The following is a 23,143-nucleotide window of genomic DNA, read 5'->3' on the forward strand; positions in this document are numbered from 1 at the left end:
TCAGCCGCCGATCACGGCCCGGAGTTCTTCTTCAGTCTGAGGACCGAAACGGGTTTCAACCGTATCGCCTTCCGGGTTGATCAGGAACGTGGCCGGCAGCGCGACCGGCAATTTCCAACCGAACCCGGGCCCGGGATCGTCCGCCAGCATGGTGAATTCGATACCCATTCGGTCGCCGAGTTCCACCAGGGCATCGCCCCGTACGCCATCAAAATTGACACCCAACACAGTGATGTCGGGCGCCTTGTCCAGCTCATTGAGCTCTGGTATTTCTTCAAGACATGGCTTGCACCATTCCGCCCAGTAGTTAACCAGCACCCATTGACCGCGCAAGTTGTCCCAGTTCAGCTTTGTCCCCTCGGCCCGCTCAAGCTCGATCTTTTCACAACCCGCCATCGACAGAACAAGCAGCACAACAGCCACCGCATGAAGGCGGGAGCGACCACGAACAGAATCAGGGTACTGCACTGGAAAACCTCCTGTTAGACTACCGGCCACATAAATCGTGGACTCCATTCAGACAATCAGGCACGAAGATGACAGAACCAACCCGGATTTTCCACAACCCGCGCTGCTCGAAATCCCGCCAAACCCTTGAACTGCTTACCGAACGGGGAATTGAACCGGAGATTATACGCTACCTGGAAACACCACCGACAGAGCAGGAGCTAAAGGATATTCTGAACGCCCTGAACCTGCGCCCCCGCGAACTGATGCGCACGAAAGAAAAAGAGTATAAAGAACAGGGCCTGAACAACCCCGAGCTCAGCGATGAGCAGTTGATCGCGGCCATGATAGCGACGCCGAAACTGATTGAACGACCGATCGTGATCGCCAACGGCAAAGCTGCTCTGGGGCGGCCACCGGAAAACGTTCTTTCGATTCTGTGAGCCCACACAACTTCCCCGAGCCAGATCAGAAGGATCGCTGACGATGTCCGAGCAATTGCCGTATGTTCTCGTGCTTTTTTACAGCCGCACCGGCCAGACGGCGGAGCTGGCCAGCCAGATCGGCCGTGGCGTGGCCCGAGTGGGAGGCATCGAAGCGAGACTGAGATCAGTACCGCCGGTTTCCCCGGACACGGAAGCGTCGCTGCCCGCCGTGCCGGACTCCGGGGCACCCTATGCCAGCAAATCCGATCTCGCACATTGTGCCGGACTGGCCATTGGCAGCCCCACGCGCTTTGGCAACATGGCGGCACCTCTGAAGCATTTCCTGGACAGCACGGGCGATCTCTGGCTGGCCGGCACCCTCGAAGGCAGGCCCGCCGGCGCATTCACGTCGACCGGCAGCCTTCATGGCGGACAGGAAACCACACTGATGACCATGATGATGCCGCTCCTGCATCACGGCATGGTCGTCTGCGGCCTGCCCTACTCCGAGAAAAGCCTGGGGGACACACAAACTGGCGGCACACCCTATGGCCCGACCCATTGGGCCGGTACCGGTGAACAACAGCCACTGAGCAATCACGAGAAAGCGTTGTGCCAGGCCTTTGGCGAGCGCCTGGCCCGACTCTCGCTGAAACTCGCTGACTGATACAGGCTCGGGTACCAGACGTACGTTGCTTAACACTTATTTATCCCGGAACACACTATGCTGAATAACCCGAAAGCCCGCACCACGGTGCGGGCAACCATCGTGCTCTATATCGGCGTGCTTGCCACCCTGCTGATCACGACCTTCTACCCGGCACCCGTCGAAGGCGTATCAATACCGTTGATGCTGGCTGTGAAGCTGATTCCGCTGCTGCCCTTTGCGGTTACGGTGTTTCGGGGCCACAATCGGGGCTATATCTGGATGTCGTTCGTGGTGATCTTCTACTTTACCCAGGCCGTCGTTTCCGCCTGGCTGAGTGAGGGCGCTCCCGGACCGGTCATTCTGACGGTACTGACCTTCCTGCTGTTCACTGTTGCCATGATTCACCTTAAAGTGAACCGGCCAGTGGCGGATGGAAATACACCCTGAATACCTGGACCTGACCTTTTATGGCTGAAGCAAGCAACTCCGGAACCGTGCAGCGGCCACCCGCGCCGCCCAGAAGTACCCTGACCCTGAGAGATGTTTGCACCGCACTTGTGACCAGCGGAGAAATCGGCCAGGAAGACGCCGAACGGGTGCTTTCGGCCAATCTCGGCGCAGCCACTGGCGAAGGACAGAAGGGAAAACGCCATCCGCTGGAACTGGTTGCCATTGCCGCGCTTACCAGCCAGAAAAGCGGCCGCACCCTCGACCTGGACCGACTGACCCACTGGCTGGCCGATTGGGCCGGGCAACCCTACTACCATATTGACCCTCTGAAGATCGACACACCCGCCATTGCCCGGGTGATGTCTTACGCCTTCGCCCAACGCCACGGCATTCTGGCGGTAGAGATCGGCACGGAAGAGGTACTGGTCGCCAGCAGTGAGCCGTTCAAGAGCGACTGGGTGCAAAACCTTCAACAGGCTGTCCGCAAGGACATCCGTCGCGTTGTCGCCAACCCCGAGGATATCCGCCGGTATACGGTGGAGTTCTACCAGCTGGCCAACTCCGTCAGCAAGGCCAGTGGCGGCCAGGGCCCTGGGGTGGCGGGCAATCAGAATTTCGAACAGTTACTGGATCTTGGCGCCAGCGAACATCCGGACGCCAATGACCAGCACGTCGTCAAGATCGTCGACTGGCTTCTGCAGTACGCCTTCGACCAGCGCGCCTCGGATATTCACATCGAGCCCCGCCGCACCGTCACCCAGGTGCGGTTCCGGATCGACGGCGTGCTGCACAACGTTTATGAGTTCCCCGAGCATGTGGGCGTGGCGGTGACCAGTCGCCTCAAGATCCTCGGGCGCCTGAATGTCGCGGAAAAACGCCGCCCCCAGGACGGTCGCATCAAGACCCGCAAACCCGACAACCGAGAGGTGGAACTGCGTCTCGCCACTATGCCGACTGCCTTTGGCGAAAAGATGGTCATGCGGATCTTTGATCCTGACGTTCTTTTGAAGTCCTACGAGCAACTGGGATTCGGCAAGGAAGACCGCCAGCGCTGGCAGGAAATCACGTCCCGTCCGCACGGTATTGTCCTGGTGACCGGGCCGACCGGGTCCGGCAAAACCACGACCCTGTATTCGACCCTGAAACAGATTGCCTCTCCCGAGCTCAACGTCTGCACCATTGAAGATCCCATCGAAATGGTGGAGCCGGCGTTCAACCAGATGCAAGTTCAGACCAACATCGACCTGACCTTTGCGGCCGGCGTGCGGGCCCTGCTGCGACAGGATCCGGATATCATCATGATCGGTGAGATCCGGGATCTGGAAACAGCGGAAATGGCGGTTCAGGCCGCTCTCACTGGCCATCTGGTGCTCTCAACCCTGCACACCAACGATGCCCCGAGCGCGATTACCCGGATGATGGAACTCGGCATTCCGCCTTACCTGATTCGGGCCACGGTACTGGGCGTGATGGCACAACGGCTTGCCCGAACTCTGTGCCCCCATTGCAAGGCGCCCGGCCCTGCTGACGAACAGGCCTGGCAGACCCTGACCCGGCCCTGGAAAGCGCCGGTTCCCAAGCAGTTCTATCAGCCCGTGGGTTGTCTGGAGTGCAGGAACACCGGGTATCTCGGCCGCGCAGGGGTTTATGAAATCATGACACTATCAGGCCCGTTGCTACGTCAAATCACCGATCATTGCGAGCTGGAGCAGCTGAGGCTGGATGCCTACAAGGAAGGCATGAAATCCCTGCGCCTGAGTGGTGCCCAGAAAGTGGCCGCCGGGCAGACAACGGTCGAGGAAATTCTGAGGGTAACGCCTGAAAGCCAGCGTTGATCCGAGTCAGGCCCCGGGTCGCAATCCGCACTGGCCCAGTAATTCCTGCCAGGCCTTGGTGTGGGCCGTCATGGCCATGTCCAGCTCACGCCAGAGACTGTCTTGGGCAACCTGCGATAGATGGCGCTGGTACCAGCCGGTGAAACTCTCTGGCATGACCTCTTCCTGAACTTTGGCCAGCTGCTCGAACGGCTCGATGAGCGCAACCCGTCCCTGGGTCACGGCGCTCATGTAGGGCTGGATCTTTTCGATATACACGCTGAAGAACATGTTCTGCACAATGTCCGACTGGTTATTGGGCTTACCATCGAGGCACAGGGGGCGGCCGTCGATTCTCTGCCTGAGCAATTTTGTCCCGTCCTGCAGCCGTGTAGTCAAAAGAAGCGCGCTGTTGATCAACTGGCCGGCGCGGTATTCCGCCTGCCAGCGCTGATGAACGTCGCCGGCAAAATCGAGGGAAACCGCCAGATCTTCAGAGTACAAGCGGGCAACTGCTGCATTCAGGCTTTCAATATCAAGGGCCAGATCGGACACGGGATTGCCCTCTGGCGCGACCGGATAATAGCCCTTTGCCAGGGTGAACAGCTTCTCGATTTCTTCGACGCCCCAGGTGGCATTCCAGATGGCGATGGGCAGGGATTCAAGCTTGCTGTCGATACCACCGGCAAGCTCTTCGGCGAATTCTTCATCCTCTATTTCTGGCAGACAGTCCCTGGCCGCTTCGATAAACCGGATTTCATAACGAAGGCGGTTCAGGGGCTGCATAACCCGCCCCATTACCGAGGCTTTCTCACCAACCACATACTGCAGTTCGCAGCCGTAAAGCGAGAGAAAGTCGAGCATCCCCATGTCCAGCTCGGGCATGGTCAACACACGGTCGCGGCGGCGGGGAAGCTGGCTTGCGGAAGAGATGTCAGAAAACTCAGGGTCGGTCTCCAGTACCCGGGCCACCCGCTCCACATATTCATCCATCATGGGGCGGGCATCAGAGAAAGGGTCGCAACCGGCAAGAAGCACGACGAGAACCGGCGCAACGATTCTGCAAAATCCGGTTCCGGGCATTCATTCCTCCTGCGATGGCGTTAAAAAGCCGTTGGCCTAGCGCTTTTGCAGCAGGGTATCAACCTCCGCAAAATCACGGGCAACAAAACGTCCGGTTTCCGGCAGATCCCCCTCGCGAACAAGCCAGGCGGTTTGCATACCTGCTGCCTCGGCTGCCTCAAGTTCGGCTTCCACGTCTGACAGGAACAACACCGTGGCCGCCTCCACGCCCAACTCCGACAGAATATTGCGGTATGAGGCCGCCTCTTTCTTGCCACCGATACGGGTATCGAAGTAGCCGGAGAAGAATGGCGTAAAGTCGCCTTCCGTGGTGAAACCGAAAATCAGCTTCTGGGCCTTGACCGACCCTGATGAGTATACGAACAGACGCAAACCCCGATCATGCCAGCGCTGCAGGTAATCGGCAGCATCGGCGTAGATATGGCCCTTCAACTCTCCCCGCTGGTATCCCTGCTCCCAGACCATGCCCTGCAGCGCCTTCAGGGACGTTTCCTTGCGATCCTCTTTGATCCAGGTCTTTAGAACTTCGATCAGGCCATCAATATCCTCACGAGCAATACCTGACGCCTCTGCCACTGCATCCAGCTGCTCGGACACCGCAGGCGTGTCCTGATGCTGATCGCGGACAAATCCCGGCAGGTGTTCGCTCGCGTAGGGGAAGAGGACATCGTGCACAAACGAGATCGAGCTGGTGGTCCCTTCGATGTCCGTCAGCACAACCCGGATCATTCCGCCGCTCCTGCCAGTGCCTCGTAACGGGGCAACCTGCTGGCGATGTCTTCACCGGTAAAATCGGCGACCCAGCCTTCAGGGTTGGTGAACAGGCGAATACAGGTAAACGCGGGTTCAGGCCCCATATCGAACCAGTGCCGCGTGCCATCTGGCACGCTGATCAGATCGTTTTTCTGGCACAGCACCGCAAACACCTCGTTGCCAAAGTGCAGGTAAAACAGGCCCTGGCCACGAACAAAGAAACGGACCTCATCCTCACTGTGGGTGTGCTCATCGAGGAATTTCTGGCGGAACGCCTCTCTCTGCGGATTGTCCGGATTCAGGCTAATCACGTCGGCAGTCTGAAAGCCGCATTCTTCTTTCAGTTTCGAAACTTCCTCGCTGTAAGCGTCGAGGATGTCCTCCTGGAATGCGTCCGAAGGCAGATCCTTGGTTGGCCACTGCTCAAAGCGCACACCCTGGCGAGCCAGGAGGTCACGAATCTCCGCGGGGTTCTCGGTAACCTTGCTCGCCCTTTCGGGCTGGCTCTGGTTAAAAATACTCAGGGTAGTCATGGTCGGACCCTCATGGTTTCAAGCTCACATTCAAACAGGAATTCAAAAGCCTCGACATGGCGCAGGCAATCGGCCATGGTTTTGCCCCAGGTGTACAGGCCATGGCCACGAATCAGATAACCGGGCTGCTCGGGGTGTTCCTGGAACCACGCCCGGGTCTGCTCCGCCAGCGCGTCGATATCCTGGGTGTTGTCGAACACCGGAACGGTCAGGACCGATTCGTGGGTGTCGACACCGGTAAATGCCTTTTGCAATTCGTAGCCCTCCAGCGACAGTGGCTGGCCGGGTTCCAACAGGCGACTGAGAACCGTTGCCTTCACCGAGTGAGTGTGAAGCACCGCGCCAACCTCCGGAAACACCTCGTACAACACCGTATGCAACCGGGTCTCCGCGGAGGAGCGACAGTCACTCTGAACCGGGCGACCAGCCAGATCCACAACCATAACATCGCCGGCGCCCAACTGGCCCTTGTGGCGGCCGGAAACCGTTATGGCAATGTGCTCTGCGTCTACACGGGCCGAATAGTTGCTGCTGGTTGCCGGTGACCAGCCCTGTTGGTAAAGGAAGCGGCCGGCCTCAACAATCGCCTCCGCGGCGACTGCGTATCGGGTAACATCAAACACGAGCTCTCTCCCGGGTTTCGGAGTGTTTACAACACTCCCATGGCCGCCATTATAGGGACGAAGCAGCGCCCCGCAAATGGTGCCTTGCAGCAATCAGATCAGCGACAATGGAGATGGCAATTTCTGCCGGCGTCTTGCTCGGAATATCGACACCAATGGGCGCGCGCAGTCGTTCCAGTGCTGCCTTATCGAGCCCCAGAGAGGCGAGTCTTTCCCGCCGGGCTTCCGAGGTTTTGCGGGACCCCATGGCGCCAATGTAAAAGGCATCAGAATGAAGGGCCGCCAGCAGCCCCATATCGTCGATGCGAGGATCGTGGGCCAGGGCCAGAATGCCGGACCAGGCATCGCCAAACCGGGCCGATATCAGATCATCGGGCAGGCGCCGGTCCAGCGGAATCTGATCAAAACTCCAGCCGGCGGCAAATGTCTCCCTGGGCTCGCAGAGAGTTACGGCAAATTCTGCCGCCGTCGCAAACTCGAAAACGTAACGGGCCACCTCACCAGCGCCAATCAGCAACAGCCGGCATTCAGGCTGCAGGGCGTGGATAAGCTGCTCGCCATCGAAGCGAACCGATTTGCCGGTCATGGCCACGGCATGCTCAAGGGCCGCAACACCTTTCATGGGTACGCGACGTACCACTGGCTCGCGATCCCGTAAGGCAACCGCCATCGCCTGGACGTGATCAAGGCCTGACTGGCCCTCAAGGGGTTCAACAAGAAGCCGGATCCGCCCCCCGCACGGCAGTTGGAAGTGGTCCCGGTCATCATCGGTGATTCCGTAATCAACGAATACAGGATGATCCGGCCCGTCTTCCGCTGTGCGACGCAGAAGGTCTTCCTCCAGGCAACCACCGGATACCGAACCGCTCCAGTGACCGGATTCGGCAATCGCCAGCCAGGAGCCGACCGGGCGTGGCGAGGAACCCCAGGTTTCAACGATGGTGCACAGCCAGGCCCGCTGCCCAGCCTGCAGCCAGCCAGACATCCTGTCTATGACTGTCTGGCGGCCGGTAGCAACCGAATGGGCGACGTGAGACTCAGGCATTGGCTTTCAGTGGCAGGCTGCGCTGACGCTTGCCGTTCAGTGCGAACAGGGCATTACCCAGGGCCGGGATGACTGGAGGCACCCCCGGCTCACCGACACCCGTCGGCGCCTCGCTGCTATCAACAATATCCACCACCACCTCAGGTCGTTCGTACTGCCTCATCAACGGATAGTCGTGGAAGTTGCTCTGCTGGACCTCGCCGTCCTGCAGGGTAATCTCGCCGTAGAGTGCTGCGGTCAGCCCGAACAGAATGCCGCCCTCGATCTGGTCCTCCACGATCCGCGGATTCACCACCTGACCACAATCCACCGAACAGGTGACCCTGTAAACCCGGACGGCACCATTCTCGATTCCGGCTTCCACCACCTGCGCCACGTAGGTGCCGAAACTCCGGAACAAGGCGAGTCCCCGGGCCCGGCCCTCTGGCACAGGCGACTGCCAGTCGGCAAGCCTGGCAACCCGTTCAAGCACTTCAAGGTGCCTTGGCTCATGAGAAATCAGCCGACGACGGAACTGGAAAGGATCCTCGCCTGCTTCATGGGCCAGTTCGTCCATGAAGGTTTCAACCGCAAACCCGTTGTGGGAATAGCCCACGGAACGCCACCAGGTAATGGGAATACCGGGATCGGTACGGGTATGGCGGATATCAATGTTGGCCACCTGGTAGGGATACTCGATGGCGCCCTCGATCGCAGAGATATCTTTGGGTGTGGCGAGGCCTTCGGCCATCAGCCCGACCGTGGCCAGGGTGTCGTACATGAATTTCGGTGCCCAGGGATACTGGGCCGGCGCCGCATTCCGGACATACCAGTCAAGAATCTGCGGGCCAACAATCTGGTGATGCCAGCCCGTCAGTTCACCACCAGAAAGACTGGCTTTCATACGGTGCAGCATTGCCGGACGATAGAGGTCGTGGCGGGTGTCTTCTTCCCGGGACCAGATGACCTTTACCGGCCGCCTGATGCGATAGGCCAGCGCTGCCGCTTCTTCAATGTAATCCTGGGTCAGACGACGACCAAAACCGCCACCGAGGAAGGTGGTATTGATGGTGATATCGTCAGGCCCGAGATCGGTCGCCCTGGCCGCCGCGATCCGACCAAGATCCGGTGCCTGGGTGGGGGCCCAGACTTCCATCCGGTCTCCACGGTACCAGGCCGTGGCATTCATGGGTTCCAACGTCGCATGGGCAAGGTAGGGCTGGGCGTACTCCGCTTCCACTACCCTGTCCCCCGCCTCCATGGCGCTGGCAAAACTGCCTTCACTGCGCTCGGATTCTCCGGGATCGTCATCAGCTGCGGAGCGATAGGAATCAAACACATCGTCCGTGGACAAAGACACGGCATCCGAGAAATCCCAGTCTATCTGGAGGGCGTCCTGGGCCTTTCGGGCACGCCAGTACTTGTCTGCGACCACGGCAACGCCGCGCTCGATCTCGAATACCTCAAGCACACCCGTCATTGCCCGGACCTGATCAGCGTTGAAGTCCCGGACCCGGCCTCCGCGACGGGGGGACCGTGAAACCACCCCGTACACCATGTCCGGCAGATCCACATCAATTCCGTAAACCGCGGTGCCCGTTGACTTGGCCCGGGCATCCAGTTTGCCCCGTTGCTTACCGATATACTTCCATTCACTCCGTGGCTTGAGGGCAATATCACCCCGCACCACCTCTTTGGCAGCCAGCTCCACCAACTTGCCATAGGCCATGGAATCGATACCGTTCGGGTGCACCACCCGCCCTTCACTGGCCTGGCACTCGGCCGCTTTGACGTTCCAGACTCGGGCGGCGGCCATAACCAGCATCTGGCGGGCTTCCGCGCCGGCCATTCGCAGAGGCTCCCAGCTGGTTGCAACACTGGTACTGCCGCCGGTGAGCTGAAGTTTGTAAAGAGGATTTCGATACTCGGGCGCCACCGGCGCGAAGCGGGGTGTAATCCGCTCCGGCTGGATTTCCAGCTCCTCCGCGATGAGCGTCGTCAATCCGGTATAGGTGCCCTGCCCCATTTCGACCCGGGCCAGGGTGAAGAAGACCTCGTCATCGGTGGTCAGTTCGAGCCAGGCATCGGGCCGCCATTCACCGGTATCCGGCTCGTAGCCGGTCTGGATTCCGGCACAGCCCGGCAGCGTCATTGAAACCATCAGACTGCCAGAGGCGCCGGCACTGACCTTGAGGAAATTCCGTCGGTTCATGGCCATGTTACGCCTCTCGTCCCGATGTGCTGCCTGAGGACTCAGTGCCGGCCACCGATTCCACAGCGGCAATGATCCGGGAGTAGGTTCCGCACCGGCACAGGTTGCCTGTCATGGCGGCAACAATCTCTTCCCTAGACGGAGCCGGATTATTTGCCAGCAAGTGGGCGGCACTCATGATCTGGCCAGACTGACAGTAGCCGCACTGCGGAACGCCGTGCTCAATCCAGGCTTCCTGCAAGGCATGAAGCCGATCACCGTCCTTCAATCCTTCGATCGTGACCACCTGGCCGCCGGCAGCCATTTCAACCGGAGTAGAACAGGAGCGTACAGGCTGACCGTTCAGGTGCACCGTGCAGGCGCCACACAGGCCCGCACCACAACCGAATTTGGTGCCCTTGAGCCCCAGCTCATCGCGCAACACCCAAAGAAGCGGCGTATCTCCTTCGATGTCCAGCGACCGCTCGTCGCCGTTAACTGTCAGGCTCACGGCCATCCGTACTCTCTCCTTTACATCGCCGGCCTTGTTGCCGGATTCTATTGTTGTGCCCGCGCCTGCGGCAGAGGCTCAGCTTTTATTTGACGACGTCTTCGCCATCCTTGTTAACCCAGATCTTGCGCTCGCCGGATTCCATCTTGCCTTGGGAGTTCCAGACCTCCCGATCCGTTGTGGCCTCTTCAACCTTGCCGTTATCGTTCCAGATCACTCGATCCTTACAACCCGCCAATGCCAGTACGGCGAATACAACCAATACAGCTTTTTTCACGACGATAACCTCCGTTCAGCCGCCGTGGCGGCTTTTGTTAAAGGATGTCTGGGATCGGAGCCACTAACGGCTTCCGTGGAGTTCACGATTATGTTGCTTGTCCCGGTCACTTTTTCGCACCATGACATAAACCGCACCGGTGCCACCATGGTGTTTCTGGGCCGAATGAAATGCCAGGACATCATCCAGCTCGGGAAGCCATTTGGCGAGGTAGCTTTTGAGCTGGGCAATACCGTCGGGATTGCGCTCGCCCTTGCCATGAAGAATGATGACCGAACGCAGGCCATAGCGCACACAATCGCCAATGAACCTGAACACTTCACGTCGGGACTGCTCAACGGTCATCCGGTGCAGGTCGAGGCGGGCCTCGATAGGATACTGGCCAAGCCTAAGCTTGCGAAACACGCCGTGCTGAATGCCCGGGCGTTGCCAGCTCAATACATCGTGGGCTGTGAGCGGCTCCACCATGTCGGAAGTCAGTGGGTTGGTATCCCGCAACGGCTTTTCCACGGCCGCCCTCTGGCGCTCCAGGTGGCCTGGCGTCAGTTCGCGGGGCGTTGTCACCTCGGCCCGGTTGGGCTTGCGGATACGCCGGACGTCTTTCATTTCCTCAAGGAAGCTGAGGCGCTCATCTTTAGTCGTCATGGCATTACAGTTAATGACCTGTTTCGGATACCGACTTTACCACCCGGGTTACCGGCCTTAAAGAAAACTGATCTATGTCAGGCCTGATGCGACCAAAATCGTAGGGCGACGGACGCTTTGGCTACACTACACTTCAGACGGACAATAATAACCAGCGAGTGACTACGGACATGGCCTCAGCGAACCAGGAAAATGACCGCCCCCAGAACATCCGAGCAATCATGACATTCCTGCGGGAACATGCACCCTTCTCCAGCATGGATGACTCGCACCTGGCGCATTTCGCCGAGAATGCCTCTATTCAGTTCTACGCCGATGGCGATGTCGTCCTGTCTCCAGACCATGACGTTGTTAAACGATTCTACGTGGTCAAACAGGGGCGGATTCGTGGCGAGCGCCACAACGACAAGGAGGACCGCACCGAAACCACCTTCGAGATCAGCCAGGGTGAGTGCTTTCCTCTCGCCGCCATGATCGGAGAACGGCCAACCAGAACGCTGCACCGGGCATCAGGCGATACCTTCTGCCTCAGTATCGGGCAAACGGCATTTGTTAACCTGTTTTCTGAAAGTGAGCCTTTTCGGGATTTCTGCCTGCGCGGTGTCAGCAGCCTGCTGGATCAGGTGAACCGGCGCATCCAGTCAAGCGCCATGGCCTCAATGGGATCCAGCACCTCTCTGGACACCCCGCTGGAACGTTATGCCCTGCGCAATCCTATCGTGTGCTCGCCCGATCTTCCTGTGCGAAAAGCCGTGGCCCGCATGCACGAAAACAATGTCGGCAGCATCATCATTACCGATGAAAACCGTATCCCGACCGGCATTTTCACACTGCGGGACCTCAGAACCATGATCGCTGAGGGCACCGGCCCGCTGGACACGCCAATACAGCAGGTCATGACCAAGAATCCCTGCTGCCTGCCATCCCATGCCGATGCGTTCGAAGCCGCCATGCTTATGGCAGAGCACCATTTTGCCCATCTGTGCGTTATCGACGATGACCATAAGCTCATTGGCGTGGTTTCGGAACGTGACCTGTTCTCCCTGCAGCGGGTGGATCTGGTTAACCTCGCCCGTACCATTGGCACCGCTACTCATCTGCGCACCCTGGTGAGTCTGCGAACGGATGTTTCCCGCCTGGTGGATGCGATGCTGGCCCATGGCGCTGACTCCGGGCAGGTGGTCAAGATCATCACCACACTCAACGACGTAACCGTTCGGCGGGTTCTGGAACTCAACATCAAGAAGAACGATCCCGGCATTCCCTTTACCTGGCTGACCTTCGGCAGTGAGGGCCGCCAGGAGCAAACCCTGTTGACCGACCAGGACAATGGCATCCTGTTCCAGACTCCCGAAGGCATGACCGAAGAACAGGTCCGCGAGAAACTGCTGCCCTTTGCCCGGAAGGTTAACGACGAACTGGCTGAATGCGGCTTTACCCTGTGCAAAGGCAACATCATGGCCAGCAACCCGAAGCTCTGCCTGAGCGACAAGGAATGGGACGACTGGTTTATCCGGTTCATTGACGCGTCAACGCCCCAGAATCTGGTGTATTCCTCAATCTTCCTGGATATGAGAGCCATCTATGGGCCTACGGAGCCCCTGGATGCACTCCTGGATAAGGTTCTGACGCGAATCCGAAAAAACGCCTTGTTCCAGAAAATGCTTGCCGGCAACGCCTTCCAGCGGAAGCCGCCGCTGACCATGTTCCGCAACTTCCGCTATATATCTGAGGGCAACAAGCACTCACTGGACCTCAAGCGCCAGGGCCTGGCGCCTTTTGTGGAGGCTGTGCGGGTCTTTGCCCTGGCGAACGGTGTTGAGACGGCAAACACCCTGGAGCGCATGGACGAGCTGGCCAAAAAAGGCGTCTTCGACCCTAAAGATGCCAATGCATGGAAGGAAGGTTACAGCCTGATCCAGGCGATCCGGATGCGGGCCCATCAGGAAATGCTCGCACGGGGCGAGGAACTGACAAACTACATTGATCCCGACGACCTGAACCCGCTCGACCGGCGAATCCTGCGGGAATCCTTCAGGCAGGCGCAGCGGTTGCAACAAAAGCTCGAAGTTACCTACCAACTCTGATCTTCAGGCGCGAGATATGCTGGAACAAATCAAACAATGGATTGAGCATCGCCGGGGCGGAAAGATCGGCAGCCACGATCCCGGCAATCTGCCGAACCCTAAAACACCTGGAGAACAGCTCCTCACTGATTGCCGCCTGATTGTGCTTGATCTGGAAACCACCGGTCTGAATGCGGCGAAAGACGAAGTAATCGCCATTGGCGCAGTTGCCATCAGGGGTGGGGTTATCCACCTCGGCGACCAGTTCGATCTGATCCTGAGGCGGCCCGAGCTCGACATCCGTGAAACCGTGCTCATCCACGGAATCGGCCCTGAAGCGCTGACCCAGGGGCACGAGATCGAGGACGCTCTACTTTACCTTCTCGAATGGATGAACGGCGATCCGATTCTGGCCTACCACTCGGCGTTTGATCAGAAATTCCTTGAAAAAACCCTCAAAGCACAACTGGGTTATAGCCAGCCCCATACCTGGATGGACGTAGCAGACTTGATGCCGGCCTTTTTCCCCAATACAAAAACCGGCGGCAAAGGACTCGACAACTGGGCGGATTATTTTGGCCTTGAAGTCGGTGAACGACATCACGCGGCCTCCGATGCGCTCGCCACAGCCGAGCTCACCTTGATAGCCCTGAACAAGGCTCGAGCGGAGGGCGTAAAAACCCTGAAGGGGCTGTACGACAAGCTTCATTACCACCGGCGCCTGCAAAACATGCATCGTTACTGAATGGATGCAGGGCCAGACGTCCCGAAAATAGACCAACGTCACGCCAAATTACTGAGAATTAGACCTTTTGCCAATATCTATAAATCGCTTGACCAGTAAAGTCAGTAGGGACAACTAGTCGGAGAAGTACTTATATGAATAATAAATTCTCTATTAGAAGTGCCTCACCAAAAACCCACCCAACCTCCACAACAACAAAACAGGAGTGATCCTATGTCAGCAGGTCATAGCTACGACGCTGAAGCGTACTGGAAGGCGAATCTGCGCCTGATATTCGGGAGCCTGATTGTCTGGGCCCTGGTATCTTACGGCTTTGCAATTCTGCTCCGTCCGATGCTTGCGGGTATTCCGATTGGTGGTACTGATCTGGGCTTCTGGTTCGCCCAGCAAGGTTCCATCCTTACGTTCATCGCTCTGATCTTCCACTACGCGTGGCGCATGAACAAGATCGATGAAAAATTCGGCGTGCACGAGGAGTAAGAACGAATGAGCCAATTTGCCATTAACATCATGTTCGTAGGGGGCTCATTCCTCCTCTACATCGCAATCGCTATCTGGGCCAAGGCCGGAAGCACGAGTGACTTCTACGTTGCCGGTGGCGGCGTTCACCCGATCACCAACGGCGCAGCAATCGGCGCCGACTGGATGTCCGCGGCATCGTTTATCTCCATGGCAGGCCTGATCGCTGCCGGTGGCTACGCCAACTCCACCTTCCTCATGGGCTGGACTGGCGGTTACGTTCTGCTGGCGATGCTGCTTGCACCCTACCTGCGGAAGTTCGGCAAGTTCACGGTGCCCGAGTTCATCGGCGACCGCTTCTACAGCAAGAATGCTCGCCTGGTGGCGGTTATCTGCCTGATCGTAGCGTCTGTAACCTACGTTATCGGCCAGATGGCTGGTGCCGGTGTTGCCTTCTCCCGCTTCCTGGAAGTTGATTCCACCGTTGGTCTGATGATCGCAGCAGTTGTGGTCTTCATCTACGCGGTTATGGGTGGCATGAAGGGTATCACCTACACCCAGGTTGCCCAGTACTGCGTACTGATCATTGCCTACACCATTCCTGCGGTGTTCATCTCCCTGCAGTTGACTGGCAATCCGCTTCCCCCGCTGGGTCTGTTCTCAACCCACGTGGATTCTGGCATGCCGATCCTCGACAAACTGAACCAGGTTATCACCGACCTCGGCTTCAACGAGTACACCGCCGATATCGACAACAAACTGAACATGGTTCTGTTCACCCTGTCGCTGATGATCGGTACTGCGGGTCTGCCCCACGTTATCATCCGCTTCTTCACCGTACCCAAGGTTGCTGACGCACGCTGGTCTGCGGGCTGGGCCCTGGTATTCATCGCCCTGCTGTACCTCACAGCACCGGCCGTTGCTTCCATGGCTCGCTTGAACCTGATGACCACCATCTACCCGGACGGCACCGCTGCGGAGCCGATCCAGTACGATGAGCGTCCGAACTGGATCAAAGAGTGGGAAGTGACTGGTCTTATCCAGTTCACCGACAAGAACGAAGACGGTCGTATCCAGCTGTACAACGACAGCGAAGCCTTCGCGCCTACGGCTGAAGCCCGCGGCTGGAACGGCAACGAGCTGGTTGTTAACCGGGATATCCTGGTACTGGCCAACCCGGAAATCGCCAACCTGCCCGGCTGGGTCATCGGTCTGATTGCAGCAGGTGGTCTGGCAGCAGCATTGTCCACAGCGGCCGGTCTGTTGCTTGCGATCTCCTCGGCGGTCAGTCACGACCTGATCAAGGGTTCCATCAACCCGGCGATCACGGAGAAAGGTGAGCTGCTGGCAGCCCGGATATCCATGGCGGTCGCGATCGTTGTTGCCACATGGCTTGGTGCGAATCCTCCCGGCTTCGCGGCACAGGTGGTTGCACTGGCATTCGGTATCGCCGCTGCATCCCTGTTCCCGGCGCTGATGATGGGTATCTTCTCCAAGCGTGTTAACAACAAGGGCGCAATTGCTGGCATGCTGACCGGTCTGGCCTTCACCCTGGTATACATCTTCGTGTACAAGGGCTGGCTGTTCATCCCCGGCACGGCTAACCTGCCAGACACTCCGGAAAACTGGGTGCTGGGCATCTCCCCGCTGTCTATCGGCGCGGTTGGTGCAATCGTCAACTTTGCGGTAGCCTTCATTGTATCCAACGCAACTGAAGAACCGCCCGTTGAGATTCAGGAACTGGTCGAAAGCGTCCGTTACCCACGTGGTGCCGGTCAGGCTACAGACCACTAAGCAACATCTCAGCCTGATTCGTTCCATGAACTGACAGGTTGATACTGAACGGGCTTCCTCAATGAGGGAGCCCGTTCTTTTTTGAGGAAGTCATTATATGTTCTGGACATTTGTCGCCACTGTAGTCTGCGGCCTTGGCGCTGCCGGTATCGCTCTCGGTATTCGTGCCGCCACCCGAAATAAAGCCCCGAAGTGGATCATCCCGGTTTTTGCCGGTGCCGGCATGCTCGGCTATCTCATCTATATGGAATACACCTGGTTCGACCAGAAAGAGGCCCGTCTGCCAGACGAAGCGGTGGTTGTGAGTACCGAATCAGACGGCATCCTTTGGCGGCCCTGGACCTTCGTGCTCCCCTACGTCACTGCATTTTCGACAGTCGACACCAAGAGCATCAGCCGTGACACCAACAGCGAGGACATCGTCCGGTTTACCCTGTATCGCTTCGAGCAGAAAATGACCGACGCCGTTTCTCACCGCATTCACATCATCAACTGTGCGACCCGGGAACTGGTGCCACTGGGTTCTGACGGAAGCCCCCGAGTGGATAACCTCAAGCTGCTCGAGCCCGGAGATCCCCTGTATAAAACCGTCTGCGCAGAGTGATACCTCGTTAACGTGATGCTTCAACCTGCTGATACTGTCGGGAACGCGTAACCATGATTAGTGCCTGGCTGCTGGTCCTCATTTCCATCACCTACATCTCGATCCTGTTCGTGATCGCCTGGGCCGGCGACAAGCATCCCGGCCTGTATCGCAGGCGCCTGGCACGCACACACATTTACGCGCTCTCGCTGGCAGTTTACTTCACCTCCTGGACCTTTTACGGCGCCGTTGGCCGCGCCACTCAGGAGGGGCTCGGGTTTCTACCCATCTACCTTGGCCCACTGCTGGTGTTTGTTTTCGGCGCGCCCTTGCTGCGCCGAATCATTTATATCAGCAAGCGCAACAACAGCACCTCCATTGCCGATTTCATCGCTTCCCGCTACGGCAAATCCCAGCTGCTGGCCGCGATGATTGCGACTTTTGCCCTGATCGGCAGTGTTCCCTACATAGCCCTGCAACTGAAAGCTATTGCCATGGGTTTCAACGTGCTTTCGGCAACCGGTACTGGCTATGAGGAACTGAGTACTGCGGCCTGGAATGATTCCGCCTGGTACATCACTCTCGCCCTGGCGGTTTTCACCGTTCTGTTTGGCACCCGGCATCTGGAATCCACCGAGCATCATCGGGGCATGATTCAGGCCGTGGCTTTCGAGTCACTGATCAAGCTTGTGGCCTTCGTTGCCGTCGGCCTGTTTGTTGGCTATGGCCTTTACGGCGGATTCGGTGACCTGTTTGACCGGGCAAAGGGCGCAGACCTGATCGGCACCCTGACCACCGATGGCATCGAGGCGCCGGCGTTTATAACCCAGACACTGATCGCGATGCTCGCCATCATCTGCCTGCCTCGGCAGTTCCATGTCATGGTGGTCGAGAATACAGACCATCGGGACTTCGAGATTGCCCGCTGGGCCATGCCGATCTACCTGATCGTGGCGAGCGCGTTTGTGCTTCCCATTGCCGCAGCCGGTTTGCTGTCGCCCGAGGCCTCAGCCGGAAATCCCGACATCCTGATTCTGCAGCTGCCCATCATGGCCGGCGAGGAATGGCTGGCCATACTCGCATTCCTCGGGGGTGGCTCGGCCGCAGCCGCCATGGTTATCGTCTGCTCCGTGGCCATTGCCACCATGGTGAGTAACGAGATCATCATGCCGGCCCTTCTGAAGTTCTTCCGGCCAGGCATGAACAGGCGCACCGACCTCAGCTATCTGCTGCTGAGTATCCGCCGCGTGGCCATCTTCGTGGTGCTGCTCACAGCCTATGGCTTTTACCGGATGGCTGGGGAAGATTACAGCCTGACAGCCTTCGGCCTGCTTTCCTTCGCTGCGGCAGCCCAGTTCGGACCGGCTCTGGTAGGCGGCATTATCTGGCGCCGGGGCAATTACATGGGCGCCGTCTGGGGCCTGGGCCTCGGCTTCCTTATGTGGTGCTATACCCTGTTGCTGCCGGCGCTTGCCACTACAGGCTGGGTCACCGATACACTGATTGAGCAGGGAATCTGGGGGCTGAACTGGACACGGCCCACTGCACTGTTCGGGTCGGAGCTGGACCAGACCAGCCATGGCATTATATGGAGCCTGGGGATCAACACGGTGGTGTACATCGTGCTCTCGATGCTGACCCGTCAACGGGTCCGCGAGAAAATCCAGATTGCCTCTTTCTTCCACGATCCACAGCCCAAGGCCGAAACCGCCCAGCACCAGAGTTGGCAAGGTGAAATACTCACCTCAGACCTGCAGGCGCTTACCGACCGGTTCATGGGCGAAGAGCGCTCAGAAACCATTTTCCGGAATTACGAACGCCGCAATGCCATTCGCCTGCACCCGCACCGCCCGGCGTCGGCACATCTGATGAAATACATCGAGCGCCAGTTGGCCTCAGTGATTGGCGCCTCTACGGCCAGGGTGGTCCTGGAATCCACCCTTACCGGCCGCGACATGCAGATCGAGGACGTGGTCAGCATTGTCGACGAAGCTTCGCAGGCCATGACGTTCAGCCGTGAGCTTCTTCAGTCGGCCATTGAGAATATCAGCTTGGGCGTGTCTGTGGTGAACCATCAGCAGCAACTGGTAGTCTGGAACCATCGGTATCTGGAACTATTCACCTATCCGAAAGGCTTCGTCAGAGTCGGGCGCCCGGTCGAAGACCTGATGCGTTACAACCTGACCAATGCCAACCTTTCCGCCCGCAGGATTGATGAGATCGTGGCTGACCGCTGCACGAGTATGCGGGAGGGCCGACCGATGTCCTATGAGCGCCAGAGGCCGGATGGAACGGTTTTACGCATTGATGGCAGCCCGATACCCGGAGGTGGCTATGTCACCACCTTCCAGGACATTACCGCCATGCGCCGGACCGAGCAGGCGCTCAAGGAAACCAACATTTATCTGGAACAGCGGGTAAAGGAGCGCACCCAGGAACTCCAGGTCATTAACGAGCAAATGCTGAAGGCCAAATCCGTGGCAGAACAGGCCAACCAGAGCAAGACTCGCTTCCTCGCCTCGGCCAGCCATGATCTGCTCCAGCCTTTGAACGCCGCCAGACTGTTCACCTCTGCCCTCGCAGGCAAAGCGGATGACGGCGAGATGAAAGATCTGGTTGACCACATCGACAGCTCCCTCGGGGCTGCCGAAGAGATCATCAGCACCCTGCTGGACATTTCAAAGCTGGACGCTGGTGCATTGGAGCCGGATATCGGGGTATTCCCCGTGAACGAGATCATGCGCCATCTGGCAACTGATTTTTCGGCAATTGCAAAGGATCAGAACCTTGAGCTGCACGTTGTGCCTAGCACGGTCTGGATCCGCTCGGATGCCAAGCTGCTGCGCCGCGTGGTCCAGAACTTCCTGTCCAATGCCATACGCTACACGCCCGAAGGCAAGATCCTCCTGGGCTGCCGACGCCTGAAAGGCTACATCCGCATAGAAGTCTGGGACACCGGCCCCGGCATCCCCGAGGACCAACTGGCGCACATCTTCGAGGAATTCCGCCGTTTTCAGCACGGTCGGGACAAGAAAGGCCTGGGGCTTGGTCTCGCGATCGTCGACCGTATCAGCGGCATGCTGAACCACCCGGTCAGCGTGCATTCTGTCCAGGGTCGCGGCAGCGTCTTCGGTATAACAGTGCCGACAGCGGCACCGGAGCAGAATGAGGCCGCCGCTGCCAAGCCTGCATCGGGATCACGGCGAGTATCGAATCTCGGTGGCCTGCATTTCCTGTGTATCGACAACGACCCGGCCATCCTTCAGGGAATGGTGGCGCTGCTGGGCAACTGGAAGTGTGATGTGACTGCGGCCGAAAGTCTGGAAGATGCCATGGCAAAACTGGAAGGCCAAAGCCCGGATATTATACTTGCCGATTATCAACTGGATGAAAACAAGAACGGCCTCGACGCCATGGACAGCATTCGTGGTGCGTTGAACGCGGACATCCCGGGAATACTCATCACCGGATATATGGCGCCTGAAGTACGGGAAGATGCCATCGACCGGGGCTATCAGATTCTCTACAAACCGGTAAAACCCGCTGCACTGAGGGCACTGGTTAACAAGCTACTCAAACAGAAGCGCTCATGACCGATTCAAAAGCTGACTTCAATCCTTTTGGGAAACTCACCTATCTGGTCATCGATGACTTCGAGAACTTCCGGTTGTCCATGCGCCAGATGCTGCGCAGCTGTGGTGCCGATAAAATCGAACTGGTGGCTCACGCCAACCAGGCGATTCAATATTGCACCTACAATCACGTAGACGTGGTGTTGTGCGATTTTAACCTTGGCGAGGGCAAGAACGGCCAGCACATACTTGAGGAGCTGCGGCACAAAAAACTCCTCAAACGGTCTTCTCTCTTCCTGATGGTGACTGCCGAAACGTCCAAGGAAATGGTGATGGGCGCAAGGGAATATCAACCAGACGCCTACCTCACAAAACCGATCAATCGGGCCGTACTGGAGAAACGCCTGGGTGCCCTGATTAGCCAGCGCAACATCCTCCTGCCCATTAACCGGGAAATCGACCGGGAAAACTATCCGGAGGCCATTTCGCTCTGTCTCCAGGCATTGCCCCGGCAGCCACGTTACAAAACCTGGTTGATGAAAACCCTGGGCGACCTGTATTTCCAGCTCGGAGACCTTGCTCACGCGCTGAAAACCTATAATGACGTACTGGCGCAACGCGAGCTTTCCTGGGCAAAGCTCGGACGCTGTAAGGTTCTGCTTGCCAAACGCAGCCTGGACGAGGCCGTAGAAGGCCTCAGGGACCTTCTGGCAAAGCATCCTGACTATATGGAGGCGTATGATCTGCTTGCAGAAGGTCTGGAACGGCAGGGCCGTCCGACGCAGGCACAGCAGGTTCTCGAAAAAGCCGCTGAGCGCTCCCCCAATGCTCTGCTCAGGCAAAAGCACCTTGCCGAACTGGCAGGTTCGAACCAGGACATGGACACGGCCTCGGATGCATGGCGTCGAACCGTTGAACTGGGAACCTACTCGATACATGACAACTCCGAACACTATCTTTCGCTGGGCCAGACACTCGCGGACCTGAGTGAAGGCGATCTCGAGGAAGACGGTGCGGAGAAGGCCAAAGAAGCGTTGGCAGTGCTGAAAAGAATGGAAAAACGATTCGATGGCGAGGAAGGCATCAGTTTGCGTAGCCGGATCGTACAGTGCCGGGTGTACGCGGGCCAGGGACAGGATCAACAGGCCGGCAGGATCCTCGAGAGTATCAGGCCGGAACTTCAGGATACCGCAGCTCTGGATGCCAAAACGGGGCTGGATTACGCCAAAACCCTGTTTCGTCTGGGACATGAATCCGATGCGAAACAGCTGCTGGGCGAGATGTCCGAACGTTTCAGTGATGATCCTGAAACTCTCCAGAAAATTGAAAGCCTTCTGGATGAGCCCGTGGGATTCCGTCAGAAGATCAAAGCCAGAAGCCTTAACCGGGATGGCATCAGAGCCTTCGAATCCGGAAATCTGCAAGAAGCAGCCGAAACCTTTTCAAAGGCCCTCGAGATCGTCCCTGACCACGCGGCTCTCAACCTTAACCTCGTTCAGGTGCTGATGAAGGAGCACGATAATAATCCAAGCAGCACTGAGCTCCTGACACGCTGCCAGTCCTGCCTCGATCGGTTAGCAGGGCTGCCAGAGCAACACCGCCAACACCGGCGTTATATTGCCTTACAACGCAAACTGAAGGGACTGATGCAATGAATGACCAGAATATCGATTTTTCAATGGTACTCGCCTCAGCCGTTCACGATATGAAGAACTCGCTTGGCATGCTCCTGAACTCCCTGGACGAACTGCGCGGTGAACACGAAGAAAGCCTGGGTGAGTCCTCTCGCTTCAATACCCTGCAGTATGAAGCAGAACGAATGCACAACGATCTGGTTCAACTTCTTGGCATCTATCGTCTTGGCGAGAACAACCTTTCCGCGCACATTGAGGAGCACTTTGTACCGGACTTCCTCTCCGAACACCTGGCGCGACATACACCTCTGCTTCAGGGGCTCGGCATTGATGTTTCGGTGGAAGCCGAGGACATAAACGGCTTCTTCGACGAGGACCTGTTGACCGGCGTTTTGAATAACACCATCAATAACGCCATTCGTTATACCCGGAGCAAGATTCGCCTGACTGCCGGCGAGAGAGACGGCTACCTGGTGATTGGTGTTGAAGACGATGGGAAGGGTTATCCGGACAGCATGCAACACACCGGAACCCTGAACTTCAAATCCCTTGATTTCAAAAGTGGCAGCACCAGCCTTGGGCTGTTTTTCGCGTCCTCCGTTGCCAAACTGCACAGCGAGGGAGATCGAAGTGGGTCTATAAAGCTTCACAATGGTGGGAGCTTCGGTGGCGGCGTGTTCGAGATCTGGTTACCTTGATTCAGCCACTTTAGTTCCAGGCAATAAAAAACCCCAGCATCGGAGATGCTGGGGTTTCGGTATTAAGAGCCTGACGATGACCTACTCTCACATGGGCAACGCCACACTACCATCGGCGCTGGTCTGTTTCACTTCTGAGTTCGGGATGGGATCAGGTGGTTCCAGAC

At 57.8% G+C, this 23,143-nt stretch carries 22 protein-coding genes and 1 rRNA gene; 12 read left to right on the forward strand and 11 right to left on the reverse strand.

Annotated features, from left to right (window positions below):
- Entirely contained in the window at positions 1-468 is a 468-nt protein-coding gene (locus KEHDKFFH_RS04530; RefSeq protein ID WP_104320797.1) for a TlpA family protein disulfide reductase, read from the reverse strand.
- Between the two features lie 68 nt (positions 469-536).
- Here KEHDKFFH_RS04530 and arsC point away from each other — a divergent pair, with 68 nt between their 5' ends.
- Genes arsC through tfpB form a run of 4 tightly spaced genes read left to right on the forward strand, consistent with a single transcriptional unit; the run spans position 537 to position 3,806 of the window.
- A complete protein-coding gene (arsC, locus tag KEHDKFFH_RS04535) occupies positions 537-890 on the forward strand; it encodes an arsenate reductase (glutaredoxin) (protein ID WP_104320798.1) in 354 nt (117 codons plus the stop codon).
- A 43-nt stretch (positions 891-933) separates the two neighbouring features.
- Positions 934-1,539 (forward strand): NAD(P)H:quinone oxidoreductase, encoded by a 606-nt coding sequence (gene wrbA / locus KEHDKFFH_RS04540; protein WP_104320799.1) that lies wholly within the window; start codon positions 934-936, stop codon positions 1,537-1,539.
- Between the two features lie 57 nt (positions 1,540-1,596).
- Entirely contained in the window at positions 1,597-1,968 is a 372-nt protein-coding gene (locus KEHDKFFH_RS04545; RefSeq protein ID WP_104320800.1) for a DUF2069 domain-containing protein, read from the forward strand.
- A 20-nt stretch (positions 1,969-1,988) separates the two neighbouring features.
- On the forward strand, positions 1,989-3,806 hold the full coding sequence (tfpB, locus tag KEHDKFFH_RS04550; RefSeq protein ID WP_104320801.1) for a type IV pilus assembly ATPase TfpB: 1,818 nt from the start codon (positions 1,989-1,991) through the stop codon (positions 3,804-3,806).
- A 6-nt stretch (positions 3,807-3,812) separates the two neighbouring features.
- Here tfpB and KEHDKFFH_RS04555 read toward each other — a convergent pair whose 3' ends face one another.
- The 9 genes from KEHDKFFH_RS04555 to smrA form a co-directional block, all read right to left on the reverse strand.
- A complete protein-coding gene (locus KEHDKFFH_RS04555; protein WP_104320802.1) occupies positions 3,813-4,868 on the reverse strand; it encodes a DUF3080 domain-containing protein in 1,056 nt (351 codons plus the stop codon).
- A gap of 36 nt (positions 4,869-4,904) precedes the next feature.
- Entirely contained in the window at positions 4,905-5,597 is a 693-nt protein-coding gene (gene mtnC / locus KEHDKFFH_RS04560; protein WP_104320803.1) for an acireductone synthase, read from the reverse strand.
- Complete coding sequence (locus KEHDKFFH_RS04565; RefSeq protein WP_104320804.1) at positions 5,594-6,154, reverse strand: 1,2-dihydroxy-3-keto-5-methylthiopentene dioxygenase; 561 nt, start codon at positions 6,152-6,154, stop codon at positions 5,594-5,596. The genes mtnC and KEHDKFFH_RS04565 overlap by 4 nt, the downstream gene beginning before the upstream one ends.
- Complete coding sequence (locus KEHDKFFH_RS04570) at positions 6,151-6,777, reverse strand: methylthioribulose 1-phosphate dehydratase (RefSeq protein ID WP_104320805.1); 627 nt, start codon at positions 6,775-6,777, stop codon at positions 6,151-6,153. Before KEHDKFFH_RS04570 ends, KEHDKFFH_RS04565 begins: the two co-directional genes overlap by 4 nt.
- Positions 6,778-6,826: 49 nt before the next feature.
- Positions 6,827-7,822, reverse strand: coding sequence for an XdhC family protein (locus KEHDKFFH_RS04575; protein WP_241956426.1), 996 nt, complete (start codon positions 7,820-7,822; stop codon positions 6,827-6,829).
- Positions 7,815-10,019, reverse strand: coding sequence for a xanthine dehydrogenase family protein molybdopterin-binding subunit (locus tag KEHDKFFH_RS04580; RefSeq protein WP_104320807.1), 2,205 nt, complete (start codon positions 10,017-10,019; stop codon positions 7,815-7,817). Before KEHDKFFH_RS04580 ends, KEHDKFFH_RS04575 begins: the two co-directional genes overlap by 8 nt.
- A gap of 1 nt (position 10,020) precedes the next feature.
- Complete coding sequence (locus KEHDKFFH_RS04585) at positions 10,021-10,509, reverse strand: (2Fe-2S)-binding protein (protein ID WP_104320808.1); 489 nt, start codon at positions 10,507-10,509, stop codon at positions 10,021-10,023.
- 79 nt (positions 10,510-10,588) lie between these two features.
- Entirely contained in the window at positions 10,589-10,780 is a 192-nt protein-coding gene (locus KEHDKFFH_RS04590; protein ID WP_104320809.1) for a membrane lipoprotein lipid attachment site-containing protein, read from the reverse strand.
- A 63-nt stretch (positions 10,781-10,843) separates the two neighbouring features.
- The gene (gene smrA / locus KEHDKFFH_RS04595; RefSeq protein WP_104320810.1) at positions 10,844-11,425 is read right to left on the reverse strand and encodes a DNA endonuclease SmrA; all 582 of its coding nucleotides are present in this window, start codon (positions 11,423-11,425) and stop codon (positions 10,844-10,846) included.
- Between the two features lie 170 nt (positions 11,426-11,595).
- Between smrA and KEHDKFFH_RS04600 the strand changes: the two genes are divergently transcribed.
- The 8 genes from KEHDKFFH_RS04600 to KEHDKFFH_RS04635 all read left to right on the forward strand — a co-directional run bounded on the left by KEHDKFFH_RS04600 (position 11,596) and on the right by KEHDKFFH_RS04635 (position 22,976).
- The gene (locus KEHDKFFH_RS04600) at positions 11,596-13,512 is read left to right on the forward strand and encodes a putative nucleotidyltransferase substrate binding domain-containing protein (RefSeq protein ID WP_104320811.1); all 1,917 of its coding nucleotides are present in this window, start codon (positions 11,596-11,598) and stop codon (positions 13,510-13,512) included.
- 16 nt (positions 13,513-13,528) lie between these two features.
- Positions 13,529-14,236, forward strand: a complete 708-nt coding sequence (locus KEHDKFFH_RS04605; protein WP_104320812.1) for a 3'-5' exonuclease — start codon at positions 13,529-13,531, stop codon at positions 14,234-14,236.
- Positions 14,237-14,449: 213 nt separating this feature from the next.
- On the forward strand, positions 14,450-14,716 hold the full coding sequence (locus KEHDKFFH_RS04610; RefSeq protein WP_008172923.1) for a DUF4212 domain-containing protein: 267 nt from the start codon (positions 14,450-14,452) through the stop codon (positions 14,714-14,716).
- Between the two features lie 6 nt (positions 14,717-14,722).
- Entirely contained in the window at positions 14,723-16,489 is a 1,767-nt protein-coding gene (locus tag KEHDKFFH_RS04615) for a sodium:solute symporter family protein (protein ID WP_104320813.1), read from the forward strand.
- Positions 16,490-16,586: 97 nt separating this feature from the next.
- Entirely contained in the window at positions 16,587-17,093 is a 507-nt protein-coding gene (locus KEHDKFFH_RS04620; protein WP_104320814.1) for a hypothetical protein, read from the forward strand.
- A gap of 53 nt (positions 17,094-17,146) precedes the next feature.
- Entirely contained in the window at positions 17,147-20,665 is a 3,519-nt protein-coding gene (locus KEHDKFFH_RS04625) for a hybrid sensor histidine kinase/response regulator (RefSeq protein ID WP_104320815.1), read from the forward strand.
- Positions 20,662-22,299, forward strand: a complete 1,638-nt coding sequence (locus tag KEHDKFFH_RS04630) for a tetratricopeptide repeat protein (protein ID WP_104320816.1) — start codon at positions 20,662-20,664, stop codon at positions 22,297-22,299. Before KEHDKFFH_RS04625 ends, KEHDKFFH_RS04630 begins: the two co-directional genes overlap by 4 nt.
- Positions 22,296-22,976 (forward strand): sensor histidine kinase, encoded by a 681-nt coding sequence (locus KEHDKFFH_RS04635; protein ID WP_104320817.1) that lies wholly within the window; start codon positions 22,296-22,298, stop codon positions 22,974-22,976. Before KEHDKFFH_RS04630 ends, KEHDKFFH_RS04635 begins: the two co-directional genes overlap by 4 nt.
- 68 nt (positions 22,977-23,044) lie before the next feature.
- Here the strand turns inward: KEHDKFFH_RS04635 and rrf are convergent.
- A 5S ribosomal RNA gene (rrf, locus tag KEHDKFFH_RS04640) occupies positions 23,045-23,143 on the reverse strand; the annotation flags it as partial.

Origin of the sequence: Marinobacter maroccanus (assembly GCF_002933275.1) — a bacterium.
Taxonomy (GTDB): domain Bacteria; phylum Pseudomonadota; class Gammaproteobacteria; order Pseudomonadales; family Oleiphilaceae; genus Marinobacter; species Marinobacter maroccanus.

Excerpts from the sequence above, each read along its gene's own strand:
- arsC (WP_104320798.1), top strand. The coding sequence starts at position 537 with ATGACAGAACCAACCCGGATTTTCCACAACCCGCGCTGCTCGAAATCC.
- wrbA (WP_104320799.1), top strand. The coding sequence starts at position 934 with ATGTCCGAGCAATTGCCGTATGTTCTCGTGCTTTTTTACAGCCGCACC.
- KEHDKFFH_RS04545 (WP_104320800.1), top strand. The coding sequence starts at position 1,597 with ATGCTGAATAACCCGAAAGCCCGCACCACGGTGCGGGCAACCATCGTG.
- tfpB (WP_104320801.1), top strand. The coding sequence starts at position 1,989 with ATGGCTGAAGCAAGCAACTCCGGAACCGTGCAGCGGCCACCCGCGCCG.
- KEHDKFFH_RS04555 (WP_104320802.1), bottom strand. The coding sequence starts at position 4,868 with ATGCCCGGAACCGGATTTTGCAGAATCGTTGCGCCGGTTCTCGTCGTG.
- mtnC (WP_104320803.1), bottom strand. The coding sequence starts at position 5,597 with ATGATCCGGGTTGTGCTGACGGACATCGAAGGGACCACCAGCTCGATC.
- KEHDKFFH_RS04565 (WP_104320804.1), bottom strand. The coding sequence starts at position 6,154 with ATGACTACCCTGAGTATTTTTAACCAGAGCCAGCCCGAAAGGGCGAGC.
- KEHDKFFH_RS04575 (WP_241956426.1), bottom strand. The coding sequence starts at position 7,822 with ATGCCTGAGTCTCACGTCGCCCATTCGGTTGCTACCGGCCGCCAGACA.
- KEHDKFFH_RS04580 (WP_104320807.1), bottom strand. The coding sequence starts at position 10,019 with ATGGCCATGAACCGACGGAATTTCCTCAAGGTCAGTGCCGGCGCCTCT.
- KEHDKFFH_RS04585 (WP_104320808.1), bottom strand. The coding sequence starts at position 10,509 with ATGGCCGTGAGCCTGACAGTTAACGGCGACGAGCGGTCGCTGGACATC.
- smrA (WP_104320810.1), bottom strand. The coding sequence starts at position 11,425 with ATGACGACTAAAGATGAGCGCCTCAGCTTCCTTGAGGAAATGAAAGAC.
- KEHDKFFH_RS04600 (WP_104320811.1), top strand. The coding sequence starts at position 11,596 with ATGGCCTCAGCGAACCAGGAAAATGACCGCCCCCAGAACATCCGAGCA.
- KEHDKFFH_RS04605 (WP_104320812.1), top strand. The coding sequence starts at position 13,529 with ATGCTGGAACAAATCAAACAATGGATTGAGCATCGCCGGGGCGGAAAG.
- KEHDKFFH_RS04610 (WP_008172923.1), top strand. The coding sequence starts at position 14,450 with ATGTCAGCAGGTCATAGCTACGACGCTGAAGCGTACTGGAAGGCGAAT.
- KEHDKFFH_RS04615 (WP_104320813.1), top strand. The coding sequence starts at position 14,723 with ATGAGCCAATTTGCCATTAACATCATGTTCGTAGGGGGCTCATTCCTC.
- KEHDKFFH_RS04620 (WP_104320814.1), top strand. The coding sequence starts at position 16,587 with ATGTTCTGGACATTTGTCGCCACTGTAGTCTGCGGCCTTGGCGCTGCC.
- KEHDKFFH_RS04625 (WP_104320815.1), top strand. The coding sequence starts at position 17,147 with ATGATTAGTGCCTGGCTGCTGGTCCTCATTTCCATCACCTACATCTCG.
- KEHDKFFH_RS04630 (WP_104320816.1), top strand. The coding sequence starts at position 20,662 with ATGACCGATTCAAAAGCTGACTTCAATCCTTTTGGGAAACTCACCTAT.
- KEHDKFFH_RS04635 (WP_104320817.1), top strand. The coding sequence starts at position 22,296 with ATGAATGACCAGAATATCGATTTTTCAATGGTACTCGCCTCAGCCGTT.